This window comes from Marinimicrobium sp. C2-29, from assembly GCF_038419845.1.
Classification (GTDB): Bacteria; Pseudomonadota; Gammaproteobacteria; order Pseudomonadales; family Cellvibrionaceae; genus Marinimicrobium.
Genome location: NZ_JBCAQT010000005.1, coordinates 136,864 through 150,783, shown reverse-complemented (window position 1 = coordinate 150,783; position 13,920 = coordinate 136,864). Strand labels below are relative to the sequence as shown.

At 59.9% G+C, this 13,920-nt stretch carries 11 protein-coding genes; 2 read left to right on the top strand and 9 right to left on the bottom strand.

The window, feature by feature from the left end; genetic code table 11:
* Positions 1–140: 140 nt before the first annotated feature.
* A complete protein-coding gene (locus AAE484_RS06700; protein ID WP_341937584.1) occupies positions 141–491 on the bottom strand; it encodes a PilZ domain-containing protein in 351 nt (116 codons plus the stop codon).
* Positions 484–2,820 (bottom strand): DUF1631 domain-containing protein, encoded by a 2,337-nt coding sequence (locus AAE484_RS06695; protein WP_341937583.1) that lies wholly within the window; start codon positions 2,818–2,820, stop codon positions 484–486. Before AAE484_RS06695 ends, AAE484_RS06700 begins: the two co-directional genes overlap by 8 nt.
* Positions 2,821–3,312: 492 nt before the next feature.
* Here AAE484_RS06695 and AAE484_RS06690 point away from each other — a divergent pair, with 492 nt between their 5' ends.
* Together AAE484_RS06690 and AAE484_RS06685 are read left to right on the top strand one after the other, a co-directional pair.
* Positions 3,313–3,894, top strand: coding sequence for a sigma-70 family RNA polymerase sigma factor (locus AAE484_RS06690; RefSeq protein WP_341937582.1), 582 nt, complete (start codon positions 3,313–3,315; stop codon positions 3,892–3,894).
* Positions 3,891–4,604: a ChrR family anti-sigma-E factor gene (locus AAE484_RS06685; protein WP_341937581.1), complete on the top strand. Its 714-nt coding sequence runs from the start codon at positions 3,891–3,893 to the stop codon at positions 4,602–4,604. Before AAE484_RS06690 ends, AAE484_RS06685 begins: the two co-directional genes overlap by 4 nt.
* 99 nt (positions 4,605–4,703) lie before the next feature.
* Here AAE484_RS06685 and pnp read toward each other — a convergent pair whose 3' ends face one another.
* The 7 genes from pnp to rimP all read right to left on the bottom strand — a co-directional run bounded on the left by pnp (position 4,704) and on the right by rimP (position 13,762).
* Positions 4,704–6,830 carry a polyribonucleotide nucleotidyltransferase gene (gene pnp / locus AAE484_RS06680; RefSeq protein ID WP_341937580.1) on the bottom strand — a complete coding sequence of 709 codons (2,127 nt, stop codon included), beginning with the start codon at positions 6,828–6,830 and terminating at the stop codon, positions 4,704–4,706.
* A 269-nt stretch (positions 6,831–7,099) separates the two neighbouring features.
* Positions 7,100–7,369, bottom strand: a complete 270-nt coding sequence (gene rpsO / locus AAE484_RS06675; RefSeq protein WP_341937579.1) for a 30S ribosomal protein S15 — start codon at positions 7,367–7,369, stop codon at positions 7,100–7,102.
* Positions 7,370–7,520: 151 nt separating this feature from the next.
* Entirely contained in the window at positions 7,521–8,471 is a 951-nt protein-coding gene (truB, locus tag AAE484_RS06670) for a tRNA pseudouridine(55) synthase TruB (RefSeq protein ID WP_341937578.1), read from the bottom strand.
* Positions 8,471–8,872 carry a 30S ribosome-binding factor RbfA gene (rbfA, locus tag AAE484_RS06665; RefSeq protein WP_341937577.1) on the bottom strand — a complete coding sequence of 134 codons (402 nt, stop codon included), beginning with the start codon at positions 8,870–8,872 and terminating at the stop codon, positions 8,471–8,473. The genes truB and rbfA overlap by 1 nt, the downstream gene beginning before the upstream one ends.
* A gap of 94 nt (positions 8,873–8,966) precedes the next feature.
* Complete coding sequence (gene infB / locus AAE484_RS06660) at positions 8,967–11,690, bottom strand: translation initiation factor IF-2 (protein WP_341937576.1); 2,724 nt, start codon at positions 11,688–11,690, stop codon at positions 8,967–8,969.
* Between the two features lie 60 nt (positions 11,691–11,750).
* Complete coding sequence (gene nusA / locus AAE484_RS06655; protein WP_341937575.1) at positions 11,751–13,232, bottom strand: transcription termination factor NusA; 1,482 nt, start codon at positions 13,230–13,232, stop codon at positions 11,751–11,753.
* Positions 13,233–13,282: 50 nt separating this feature from the next.
* A complete protein-coding gene (gene rimP / locus AAE484_RS06650; RefSeq protein ID WP_341937574.1) occupies positions 13,283–13,762 on the bottom strand; it encodes a ribosome maturation factor RimP in 480 nt (159 codons plus the stop codon).
* Positions 13,763–13,920: the final 158 nt, after the last annotated feature.

The window sequence follows — 13,920 nt, the reverse complement described above, 5'->3', positions numbered from 1 at the left end:
GGGTAAGGCTCGCCATATTATAGTCAAAAGTACTTTATTGGAAATCGACGCGAGGAAAAAAGGAGAAAAAGGGGACGGAGGGATTTTATTTTGATCAAATTGATCAAAATAAAATCCCTCCGTCCCCTTTTTTTGGGGGGTTATTGGGTTTGCTGGCCGAGGCTCTGGATCAGGGTGTCGATGTCTTCGGTGGCCTGAGGGGAGGCGTCGATGATGGTGAATCCGGCCCAGTGCTTGCCGTTGTGATCGGCGTTGCGGGTCCAGAGGCAGTCCACGCCCAGGTGGATGCTGTTGCGGCCGTTGATGGGGTGCGGCAGGTGCAGGTCGAGCTTGTACAGCTTGTCTTCTTCCAGAGGCTGGTCACCGATGATCATCAGCCCCTGGTGGTGAATATTGACCAGCCGCCCGAGGTAGATATCCCTCAGGTTATCGTAGACATCCACGGCATCGTCAATGGCATAGCGTTCCCGCTGCCGCTGATGATCATTCATTCGTTGCCTCCTGGCTCTGAGCGCCGGCTTTGGCATTGAGCTGCTGATAGATGTTCTCCAGCGCGCGCTCGAAGAAAGGTTTGGTACTGCCCGCAATCACCCGGGCGCGCCCGGCAATCATGTCGCGCGCCAACTGCAGGCCTGAGTTCATCGCCACTTTGCGCCCCTGCTGGTCGACCAGCATATAGTGCAGGGTTCGCTTGTTGTACCAGGCGACCTTGAGGCGCTTGCCTCCCTCGTATTCAAACCAGGTCCCGAATTCGATCATCTTCAGGTTATCGACAATCTTCTGCTCTTCCTCGGTGACCGGCTCGTTGCGGTGCCGGCTCTGACCCGCTTTCTCGGCAGCGATGTTCTCGAGTTTGGTGCGCATGGGCTCCGGCGCAGGCTCGGGACGCCGACTCTGAAGGGCCATTTTCTGCAGGGAGGCCACCGCCTCGAGCAGTTTTCGGCCTTTGGCCTGGTCGTAGCCGATGATATCGAAGCCCGACTGCAGGGCCCGCACCACGCCCTCCTGAACCTCTCGCTGGCGTACCTTGTCGGACTCCAGGGTCTTGGGCTCCAGTGTCCAGAGCAGCTCATCCATCACCTTCACGCACTGGCGCCAGCTGTCAGAGCGGTCGCCGTAGCGCAGAATCACAAACGAAAGATAGTCAGACCAGGGCTGCAAGAGCAGGAGCAGCACGGCCGAGGGCAGCTCCCGGTTATCGGTGCGCTTGCGCACCTCGTCGTTGACGCTCTGTTTGGCTTCGCGCAGCTTCTCCTCACCCTGGACCTTCTCCAGCGCCCGGCGCTCCATCAGCTCCTGCCGGCGCGCCAGGTTGTGGGTATAAGCATTGAATTCCAGAAGAACTTCGGCGAAAAGGCGCACATCGTTCTTGAATTCGGACAACAAACGGAAGACCGTGGTTTTGATCTTGCTGTACATGTCGTACTGACTGGTGCCGTCGTTGCTCACCCAGCGCGCGCCGGCCTCCGCCAGGCTGTTGAGCAATACGCGCGCGGGGTGGTCGGTCTGCTCGAAAAAGTCCTTGTCGATAAACGCCATTTTCAGGAAGGGTGTGTGCAGGTAACTCAACAGCGCCTTGACCGAGTCCGGCAGGTTGTCGTCCGAGAGCATATATTCGAACAGCAGCCCCACCAGATCGATGGTGTCCAGGTCGGTGGGGTCCACCTCGCCGGGCTCGTCGCTCTCGGCGGTCACCTGGGCCAGCATCTGCTGACTGACCTGCTGAATCGACTGGGGGGTGGTGACCAGTCCGGCCTCATTGCCCGCCATTGACTGCTGCGACAGCTGGAGCGCCTCGCTCTGCAGATTCTGCAGAACCCCGACCAATTGGTCACTGCTGTAGGCCTTGTTCGCTCCGGAATGAGTGGCCGTCCCGCTGGGCGAGGCTCCCTGCGATGCACCGGAAGGGCTCTGGACGGCGCCCGGGTGCTGGTGGGCAATGTGCCCCTGCAGCAATCGTATGGCGTTATAGAGCCCCGCCTGGTACTGGGAGTCCGAGGGTGTGGCGGTGCCGCTCAGCAGCCGGTCGGTCGCGCGTCGCTGGGGAGTCGCGCCGGGTTCGGTCGGCTCAGTTTCCCGGCCCGACTCTGGGACCTGCGCCGAGCCACTGCTCGAGTCGTCCACGACCGGGGCATGTTTCAGGTTCGGAAGCAGGTTCTCTTCGATGAAGTACTCGTTGATCTCGTCGTAGAGCTGGTCCAGCGAGCCGATAAGCTCTTTATCGAAGGTTTTGTATCCGATGATCTTGGTTTTGTTGTCCAGGGTGAGATTGAGAAGCGCCTTGCGCAGGGCCTCGCAGAACTGGACCGGACTCACCGGATTGCTGCGCTCCTCGGGCTTTTCTCCACCGTTGAGCAGCGCCAGACGCTGTTGCAGCGCCCACAGCTGGCCCGAGAAGTAGCTGTCGGCCCGGTGGGTAATGGAGGTAATCGCGATGGTCTCTTCCAGGTCGGAGTGCTCCACCAGCGAGAGCATATCGCCACTGAAGCGCTCCTCCCCCGTGAGGGTGTTGAGCATTCTGTTTTTGAACTTGACGAACCCGTTGCTCAGCCGCTGAGCGAAGTCGTCCGCGATTTCGTGCTGGGAGGCTTCGAGCAGGCGCTTGAATTCAAACAGGACGGTCTGGTCCTTATTGGAGCGGGCACGCTCGGCGTAATCTTCCAGGCGCGCACACCACTGACCCCAGAACTGCGGAAACACCCGGTCCGCGTACGCCAGAGTGAGGTCGCGGCAGTGCTTGAGGTGTTGCACCACCTCCGGGTCGTTCAACCGATTCTGGTCCGGCTCGTCGCCAGAACCGAAATGTTGGGGTGTGGTCATGTTCTCTCCAACGCTCTTTTCCGTGATCGTCACTGTTAAGGGCGCCTCCGTCAGGCCCCATGTTTCGCCCGGTTCACAGTCAATTCATCAGCCGGTGCGCCAGGGACAATGTGCCATAGCATGCGGGATTTGTCACATTTTACCGGCACAAAAAAGCCCGGCTTGGCCGGGCGAAAGGGCTAAGTTCAAGCGGATAAAAGGGGCGGCCCCCGCAAAACCATCACTTACGGACCCGACAACCCACCCCGAACACCAATTAAAGGCTCTAATCCGGGGAGCTTTTCAGTATACTGCTGGAGGACCGTTGACGTTGAATACGCCAACGAGACCAAAGCCGATCACCGGGTTGACGCTCTGATTTCCCGCCTGATGATCCACTCCGCGATGCCTCGCGTAAAAGGGGTATACCCGGCGCCCCACATCCAATAAAAGGGCACCGGCTGCCACAGACAACCTGCGAGGCGCTGTATGTTGAGGACCAAGGCAAAAGCCATGAGTGAACAAGGCACCGCTAAAGGCGACGGACCCGACTGGGCCAAACTGCTCTCCAAAGTCGCCAACGAGGGTGATACCGCCGCGTTCCGCACCGTTTACGACTATTTCGCTCCCAGAATCAAGGCCTATGCCATCAATCAGGGCATGCACCAACAGGCCGAGGAGCTGGTGCAGGAAGTGATGACCAGTGTCTGGCGCAACGCGGACAAATACCGGGACAGCCTGGCCTCGGCCTCGACCTGGATTTTTACCATCACCCGGAACCAGCGTATTGATCTGCTCCGAAAGAAAAGCCGTAGTAAGGCGGAGATAACGGTTGATACGGAAGAATTGTGGCAGATACCGACAGAAGACACCACGATCCGCTCGATTCAAGCCGGTTCGACGGAAAAGAAAATGAAAGAGTCGATCGGTGAGCTGCCCGAAGAACAGATGATTGCCGTGCGTAAGGTTTACTACGAGGGCAAGACTCACCAGGAAGTGGCCGAAGAGTTGAATGTGCCCCTGGGCACACTGAAAGGGCGCTTGCGCCTGTCGATGAAGAAATTGCGTGTCATGTTAGAGGCCACGGATCTATGAGTGCACATCATCCCGATGATTTCACTTTGCTGGACTATTCCGCTGGTAGCCTGGATGTTGCCCAGGCGCTGGCCGTGTCCGTGCATATTGCCTATTGCCGCCATTGTCAGGAGCAATTCAAGAAGTTGAATGCCCTGGGCGGAATTCTGTTGTCCGAGGCCCAGCCGGCAAGCCTCGGGGCCGAGTCACAGGCGGACGACGAGCGGGTTGCGCCCCGGGAGCCGCAGGCCGGCACCGATGACGGCTTCGAGGCCCTGATGCAGAGGATTCAGTCCTCTGGTGAGCAACAGCGGGCCGATGAAGCCCCCCGCGAGCGGGGTTTTCACAACCCGCTGAATCGCTATTTGCCCGCGTCGCTGGACGAGCTGGCCTGGAAGCAGCAGACACGCGAGATTGCCAAGTTTGACCTGAACAAGATCATCAACGTCCCCGGCGCCCGGGTAGCATTGCAGAAGATAAAGGCCGGGGCCAAGGTGCCCACCCACACCCACCGCGGCAATGAGTTGACCGTGGTTCTGAAGGGCAGCTTCTCGGATGAGCTGGGCGTTTACCACGCTGGCGATTACATCGCCCGCGACCCCAGTCACCACCACAGCCCGACCGCCATGCAGAACGAAGACTGTATTTGCCTGACGGTGCTCGATGCCCCGATGCGCTTTACCGGGCCGTTCATGCGCTGGCTGAACCCGCTGATGGCCTGGAAAGGCTGACGTACTGGCGGCGCTGGACCTGAATCCACTCGCACCGACCAAAAAAAAGCCCGCGCTCATGGCGCGGGCTTTTTTGTTGCGGCAGGAGAACCGTCCGAATTACTCGGAGGTTTCCTCGCTCGGGGTCTGATTGCCCTCGGCGTCCGCTTTGGCTTCCTTGATGGAAAGCTTGATCCGGCCGCGCTGGTCAACATCCAGACACTTGACCTTCACAATCTCGCCCTCTTTCAGGTAGTCAGTGACGGCATTCACACGCTCGTCGGCGATCTGAGAGATGTGCACCAGACCGTCTTTACCCGGCAGGAAGTTGACGAACGCACCGAAGTCCACGATACGAACCACCTTACCTTCGTAGATCGCGCCAATTTCCGCCTCGGCGGTAATTTCTTCGATCTTGGCCACAGCCGCCTTCAGGGCCTGACCGTCGTCGGCGTAGACCTTCACGGTGCCGTCATCGTCGATGTCGATGGAGGCGCCGGTCTCTTCGGTGATGGCGCGGATGGTCGCACCACCCTTACCGATGATGTCGCGGATCTTGTCCGGATGCACCTTGATGGTCTCGAAGCGCGGCGCATTCTCGTTCACGGTTTCGCGCGACTGACCCAGCACCTTGTTCATCTCGCCCAGGATGTGCAGACGAGCACTCAGTGCCTGCTCCAGCGCCTTCTCCATGATCTCTTCGGTGATGCCCTGAATCTTGATGTCCATCTGCAGCGCGGTCACACCGCTGGTGGTACCGGCCACTTTGAAGTCCATGTCGCCCAGGTGATCTTCGTCACCCAGAATGTCGGTCAGAACGGCATAGCCATCGTCGTCTTTGACCAGACCCATGGCAATACCGGCGACCGGAGACTTCATGGGCACACCCGCGTCCATCAGTGCCAGACTGGAGCCGCAAACGGACGCCATGGAGCTGGAACCATTGGATTCGGTGATTTCACTGACCACACGCATGGTGTAGGGGAAGTCCTCTTCTTTGGGCAGGACGGCCGCAATACCGCGACGCGCCAGACGGCCGTGGCCGATTTCGCGCCGGCCGGTGCCGCCCATACGACCACACTCGCCCACGCAGTAGGGAGGGAAGTTGTAATGCAGCATGAACGCATCTTTGCGCTCGCCCTCAAGAGCATCGATGATCTGCTGATCGCGGGCGTTGCCGAGTGTGGCCACCACCAGCGCCTGGGTCTCACCCCGGGTGAACAGCGCGGAACCGTGGGCTTTGGACAGCACGCCCACTTCCACTTCAATCGGACGCACGGTGCTGTTGTCGCGACCGTCGATGCGCGGCTCACCCTTGATGATGCGCGAGCGCACCAGCTTTTTCTCGATGGAACCGAACATGCCCTTGACGTCGTCTTCGCTGATGCCGGCTTCTTCGTTGACCAGTTGCTCGACCGCCTGAGCACGCACTTCGGAGAGCTTGGCGTAACGCTCGGCCTTGTCGGTAATCTGGTAGGCGTCGCCAATGGCGCTGGCAAACTGCTGCTCCACCTGGCTCTTGAGCTCGGTATTCTCCTGCGCCGGCTGCCAGTCCCAGCGGGGCTTGCCAGCGTCGCGGGCCAGCTCTTCACAGGCCTGAACCGCCACCTGCATTTCCTGGTGGGCGTAAAGTACAGCGCCCAGCATGATGTCTTCGGGCAGTTCCTGCGCTTCGGACTCCACCATCAGGACGGCGTCTTTGGTACCCGCCACCACCATGTTCAGCTCGGACGTTTCCAGGTCGGCGTAGTTGGGGTTGAGCAGGTAGCCTTTGTCTTCGGTATAGCCGACGCGAGCCGCGCCGATGGGCCCGTCAAAGGGAATGCCGGAGATCGACAGCGCAGCGGAGGTGCCGATCAGTGCGGGAATATCCGGATCCACTTCTTTACAGGTGGACATGACGGTGCAGACCACCTGCACTTCGTTCATGAAGCCTTTGGGGAACAGCGGGCGGATGGGACGGTCGATCAGGCGGCAGGTCAGGGTTTCTTTCTCGGAGGGACGACCTTCGCGCTTGAAGAACCCGCCCGGGATCTTACCGGCGGCATAGGCCCGCTCCTGGTAGAACACGGACAGCGGGAAAAACGGCTGATCGGGGTTCGCCTGCTTGGCGCCCACCACGGTACAGAGTACCGCCGTGTCGCCCATGGTTACCATGACGGCGCCGGTGGCCTGGCGGGCAACACGCCCGGTCTCCAGGGTTACGGTCTCGCCGCCGTACTGAAATTTCTTGATGATCGGATTCACTCTTCTATCCTTCTCTTTTCTGCTATCGACAGTTTATGTGCGGTCATGACTCGGAATAATTCGGTACTTGCGGAATGATTCGAGTTATCGGACAGTCGGCTCTCGTGGGACAAACTGCGCTCAACGACAGCCGTTTTTACAGCCTCTCGGCATTACCGACTCTCGGTTGTACACAGTCAGAGTCAGAACCGGGCCGAAAGGCGGGAAACAATGCCCGCGAAGGCGGGCGGAGAACTCCGCCACCCGGGGGTGGCGGAGCTTCCTACTTCTTACCGACGCAGACCCAGCTTCTGGATCAGATCAGCATAGCGCTTGTTGTTCTTATCACGCAGGTAATCCAGCAGCTTACGACGCTGGTTGACCATGCGGATAAGACCGCGACGCGAGTGGTGATCCTGCTTGTGATCCGCAAAGTGCTCCTGCAGCTTGTTGATGTTGTGCGTCAACAGGGCTACCTGAACTTCGGGGGAACCAGTATCACCGTCAGCCTGCTGGTGTTCTTTTACCACTTCAGCTTTTTCTGCAGCACTCAGTGCCATAGTCATTTCCTCTTTCAATATGCCAGTACAATAAACAGCCACACCCGCGCATATTTACAGGTGGGTTGTGAACCCGAAGCCCTGGGCTTCGGGGCTGTCAGCACCCGCTGACAAACTCATTGCGCCGCCTCTGGCCCGGTCTGCAGGGACCTCAGACGGCGGACGCGACCAAGCGTTTGGGCGCCACCTGGCCCTCGTCATTCAGCACGCCCATGCCCAGGAACCGGGGTTCAGAGGCATCGTCGGCAAAGACCCGAACCATATCACCTTCATCGCCCAGACGATAGACCTGGGGGTCCATGACCGGATTGCCCTGGCTGAAGTAGTAAGCACTCTCCAGAGGCAGGACCAGGGCCGGCAGGTGGGCCACGGGGGTATCGGCCGGCAAGAGGTGGTGATCCAGTTGCTCCGGCTCGCCCTCACCCCGCTCCGCTTCAAGCTCTTCCAGGCTGACCGCATCGGCAATGTCGAACGGGCCGGTGGCGGTGCGGTGCAGGGCTTCGACCCGGCCGCCGCAGTCCAGAAACTGGCCCACGTCCTCGGCCAGCGTCCTTATATAGGTCCCTTTGGAGCAGAGTACCTGAACATCCACTTCGGCCGCCGGGCCGGGGCGAAAATCCAGCAGTTCAATGCGGTAGATCGTCACCGGGCGGGCCTTGCGCTCCACTTCCCGGCCTTCCCGGGCCAGCTTGTACAGCGGCTGGCCATTGATTTTCAGGGCCGAGAACATGGGGGGAACCTGCTCGATCTCCCCCTCAAAGGCCTTCAACGCCGCCTCCACCTGCTCGCGGGTCACGCCCGAGGCGTCGGTTTCATGGAGCACCTCACCCTCGGCATCACCGGTGGTGGTGGTGATGCCCAGGCGGAAGGTGCTCCGATAGCCCTTCCGGGCATCGAGCAGAAACTGTGAAAACTTGGTGGACTCGCCCAGACACAGGGGCAACAGCCCTGTTGCCAGCGGATCCAGGCTGCCGGTATGACCGGCCTTGGCGGCAAAAAACAGGCGTTTGGCCCGCTGCAATGCATGGTTGGAGCTCATTCCCGCCGCTTTGTTCAATAGCAATACGCCGTCGATCGGGCGACCTTTGCGTCGACGCGCCATCAGTCCTCCCCGTCGGACTCTTCGTCCGCCCGGTGGCGAGCGCGGTCGTCTGCCACCGCCCGGTCGATCAGGCTCGACAGCTGCTGCCCCCGGATGGAGGTTTTGTCGTAGATGAACTGCAGCTTGGGCACGCTGCGCATGCTCAGCTCTTTGGCCAGCAAACTACGCAGGAAGCCCGAGGCGCCGTTCAGAATCGAAGCGCCTTCGGTGCCCTCTTCATCGCTCTCGCTGCCTACAAAAGTCACGTAGATCTTGGCGTAGGACATGTCCCGGGTCACGGTAACGTCGTTGACATTCACCATGCCAATACGCGGATCACGGATCTCCTGCGGGATCATTTTGGCCAGCAGACGCTGGATGGCGTCGGACACTCGGTCCGAGCGCGTAAATTCTCTGGGCATGGCCAGTTAACCTCTTAAATTTGCGGACCGCCGGATACAACCGTGCCCCGGTGGTCGATTGACCGCCGGGGCACGGATCGCACGGTGCGGATGATCAGAGTTCGCGAGCGACTTCCTTGACCTCGTACACTTCGATCTGGTCACCGACTTTAACGTCGTAGTTCTTCACGCCAATACCGCATTCCATGCCGTTGCGTACTTCGTTGACGTCGTCTTTGTAACGACGCAGCGACTCCAGTTCGCCCTCGAAGATCACCACGTTGTCGCGCAGTACCCGGATGGGTTTGTTCCGGTAGACAGTGCCTTCGGTCACCATACAGCCGGCCACCTGGCCGAACTTGGGTGAGCTGAACACTTCGCGTACATCGGCGATACCGACAATGGTTTCCACCCGCTCGGGCTTGAGCATACCGCTCAACGCCTGCTTCACATCATCCAACAGCTGGTAAATGATGCTGTAGTAGCGGATTTCCACGCCTTCGTTCTCGGCCAGACGGCGGGTTCCGGCCGCCGCGCGGACGTTGAAACCGAAGACAATCGCGCCGGCGGTCACGGCCAGGTTGATGTCGTTCTCGGTGATACCACCGACACCGGAGGAGACAATGTTGACCTGCACCTCTTCGTTGCCGATTTCCGCCAGAGCAGACTGGATCGCCTCCAGTGAGCCGCGCACGTCGGCCTTCACCACGACGGGCAGGAGCTTCTGCTGGTCTTCTTCCATGTTGGCAAACATGTTTTCCAGTTTGGCCGCCTGCTGACGCTGAAGCTTCTCTTTTCGCTCCTTGTCGGCGCGGAACTCGGCCACTTCGCGCGCTTTGCGCTCGTCTTCCAGTACCACAAAGTCGTCGCCGGCGCTGGGTGCGTTGTCCAGACCCAGAATCTCCACCGGAGAGGAGGGACCGACTTCCGTGATCTTCTGGCCCAGCTCATTGGTCATCGCCCGCACGCGGCCATAACTCTGGCCGGCCAGCACCAGGTCGCCGTGGTTGAGGGTGCCCTGCTGGATCAACAGAGTCGCCACCACACCGCGTCCCTTCTCGACGCGGGATTCAACCACCACGCCCTGAGCGGGCGCGTCGGCCACGGCAGTCAATTCCAGAATCTCCGCCTGCAGCGCGACGGCTTCGAGCAGCTCGTCGATGCCCTGGCCGGTGTGGGCCGAGACTTCGATAAACTGGGTATCACCGCCCCACTCCTCGGGAATGACTTCCTTGGCGACCAGTTCGTTTTTCACCCGGTCGATATCGGCGTTTTCTTTGTCACACTTGTTGATGGCGACAACCATGGGTACACCGGCGGCCTTGGAGTGCGCAATCGCCTCTTCGGTCTGCGGCATGACGCCATCATCGGCGGCCACTACCAGAATCACCACGTCGGTACACTGGGCACCGCGAGCACGCATGGCCGTAAAGGCGGCGTGGCCGGGGGTATCCAGGAAGGCAACGTCGCCCTGGCTGGTGCTGACTTTGTAGGCACCGATGTGCTGGGTAATGCCACCCGCTTCGCCCGAAGCGATCTTGGTTTTGCGGATATAGTCCAGCAGCGAGGTCTTACCGTGGTCAACGTGACCCATGACGGTCACCACCGGAGCACGCGGCCTGGACTCGCCCTCGACCACCAGCTCTTCTTCGAGCTTGTGCTCGATTTCATCGTCGCTCACCAGCACCGGCTTGTGGCCAAACTCTTCCACCACCAGCTGAGCGGTTTCCTGCTCGAGCGGCTGGTTGATGGTGACCATGACGCCCATCTTCATCAGTTGCTTGATGACTTCGCCCGCCTTGACCGCCATGCGGTCGGCCAGGTCGGAGACGGTAATGGTCTCGGGAATCTCTACGTCGCGAATAATCTTACCTGTCGGTTTTTTGAATGCGTGTACGTTCGAGGCCTTGTGAGCCGCGCGAACGCTCCGGCGGCGCGCCAGAACCTCTTCGGATTCGTTCGCCTCTTCCACCATGGCATACAGATCGGCCTTGGAGCTCTTCTTCGGCCCCATGGAACGCTTGCCCTTGCCACCGGCTTTCTTGCGATGCTTGCCGGCCTCATCATCAAAGGCTTTTTCGTGCCGCTCTTTCTTCTTGCCGTGTTTGGTGTCTTCCTTGTCGGCGGGCGGGCCCTTGGGCGCCTCGACCGCTTCGGCTGCACGCTTGGCGCGAGCCTCCTCCTGGGTACGGCGGACTTCTTCCTGAGCGCGCAATTCGGCTTCGCGCTGCGCCTCTTCGGCCTTGCGACGTTCCTGGGCACGCTGGCGAATCACTTCGGCATCGTCGACGAACGACGACGTAGTGCCCGCTTCTTCAGTCGGCGCCGCCGCGGGCTCGGGTTCAGCTTCGGGCTCCGGTTTGGAGGCCACTTCGGGCTCGGTCGGTTCGGCCGGCTTCTCTTCCGCCGCCTCTTTCTCGACCCTGGCCTTCTCTTCGGCTTCCTGCTCGGCCTTCTGCTCTACCGCTTTCGCCAGCTCGGCGTTCTCGGCCGCTACCGCTGCTGCCGCCTCTTCATCGGCTTCGGCCTGAAGCTCCTGAGGGTCGCGTTTGACGTAAGTACGCTTTTTGCGGACCTCGACATTCACGGTCTTGCGCGCACTGCCACTGCCCGTTTTCAGGGTCGTGGTCGTTTTGCGCTTGAGCGTAATTTTCTTGGGCCCATCCGAAGACTCTCCGTGACTGGTCTTGAGATAGGTCAGCAGCTTGTGCTTCTCCTCGTCAGAGACCAGCGCGTCTTCTGCCTTCTGGCTCAAGCCGGCCTCTTGCATCTGCTTGAGCAGACGCTCAACCGGTGCGCCCACAGACTTGGCGAGTTCGCTAACTGTTACTTCTGCCATTGTGTTTCCTCAGTATTGTTCATTGCCCGCGATGCCCGTTCTGAAACGATGTTTCAGTGCTTAGGCAAACCAGGGCTCGCGCGCTTTCATAATCAGCGCGGCGGCACGCTCGTCGTCCATGCCTTCGATATCCAGAAGATCATCGATGGCCTGTTCGGCCAGATCTTCCATGGTCACGATTCCGCGGCTGGCAAGCGTCTTGGCCAACTCATCATCCATGCCCTCCATCGAGAGCAGATCTTCGGCCGGTTCGGACGAGCTGCCGCCCTCTTCAGAGGCCAGCGCCTGGGTCAGCAGCGCGTCTTTGGCGCGCGCCCGCAGCTCTTCGGCAATGTCTTCGTCAAAACCTTCAACCGCCAGCATTTCATCGAGCGGTACATAGGCCACTTCTTCCAGCGAGGTGAAACCCTCTTCCACCAGAACACCGGCCACATCTTCGTCAACATCGAGCGCGTTCATGAACAGCTCGATGTAGCTTCCGGACTCTTCTTCCTGCTTGGACTGCCACTCTTCCAGGCTCATCACATTGATGTCCCAGCCGGTCAGTTCGCACGCCAGACGGACGTTCTGACCGCCCCGGCCAATGGCCATGGCGAGGTTGTCTTCGCTCACCGCCAGATCCATGGAACCGGCGTCTTCATCCACCACGATGGACTCAATCTCGGCCGGTGACATGGCGTTGATGACGAACTGCGCGGGGTTGTCGTCCCAGAGCACGATATCGACCCGCTCGTTGCCCAGTTCGTTGGACACGGCCTGCACGCGCGAGCCGCGCATGCCGACACAGGCGCCTACCGGATCGATGCGGCCGTCATTGGTATTGACGGCGATCTTGGCCCGCAGGCCGGGGTCGCGAGCGGCGCCCTTGATCTCGATCACCTCTTCGGCGATTTCCGGCACTTCGATCTTGAACAGCTCGATCAGCATTTCCGGGCAGGAGCGGCTCAGAAACAGCTGGGGGCCGCGCGCTTCACTGCGCACATCCTGCAACAGCGCGCGTACCCGGTCGCCTACACGGAAAATTTCCCGCCCGACCAACTGGTCGCGCGGAAGCAGGCCTTCGGCGTTGTTGCCCAGGTCCACGATGATACTATCGCGCGTGACTTTTTTCACGGAGCCGCTCACCAGCTCACCGACCTGGTCGCGGTATTCCTCAACCATCTGCGCCCGCTCGGCCTCGCGCACCTTCTGCACAATGACCTGCTTGGCGGTCTGGGCGGCGATACGACCGAACTCCACGTTCTCGATCTTTTCCCGGCAAATGTCACCCACCTGCAGGGACTTGTCTTTCTCGGCCGCCTCTTCCGTGGTCAACTGGGTTCCCAGCTCGGCCATTTGATCGTCGGCGACCACTTCCCAGGTACGGAAGGTTTCATAATCACCCGTCGCGCGATCGATGCGAACCTCGATGTTGGAATCTTCATCAAAGCGCTTTTTCGTGGCGGTGGCCAACGCGGACTCGATGGCCTGGAAAATGATCTCTTTATCCACGCCTTTTTCGTTTGACACCGCGTCGGCGACCAACAGAATTTCTTTGCTCATGAGCTTGCCTCGTTAAACTCCTTCACCTGACAGATCGGTCAGGATTTTCATTAGAAGCGGGGAACCAGATTCGCTTTTTCAATCGACCCGAACAGCAGAGAGTGCGGTTCACCATCCACTATCAGCGTCACTGAATCGTTTTCCACAGACTGAATTGTGCCTTTGAACTTGCGCCGCCCGGCGATGGGAGACCGCGTTTTCAGCGCAATCACTTCACCCAGATAGCGAGCGTACTGTTCGAGCGTGAACAGCGGTCGATCCATGCCCGGAGACGATACCTCCAGGGTGTAGCGGTTACTGATCGGGTCTTCCACATCCAGCACGCTGCTGACCTGACGGCTGACGCGCTCACAGTCTTCCAGGGTGACCCCCGGATCCTCGCCGCCCGGCTCCTCGGCCAGGCGGTCGACATAGATACGCAGCGTCGAGTAGCGGCCCTGGGTAAGATACTCCAGCCCCCAGAGCTCGCACCCCAATGAGGAAACGATGGGTGCGATCAGCACCGCAAGCTGTTCTTGTTTTGACGCCATGAAATCGTGATACCTGTGTGCTGGGTGCCGCCCAAACAAAAAATGGGCCCGAGGCCCATTTTCGAAACTGCGACCACAGGCCTCTGTGGCAGGGGAGCACCCCTTATGACAAATACAAAAAAGCCCCATAACAGGGGCTTATTCGCTCGCCGGCTTTA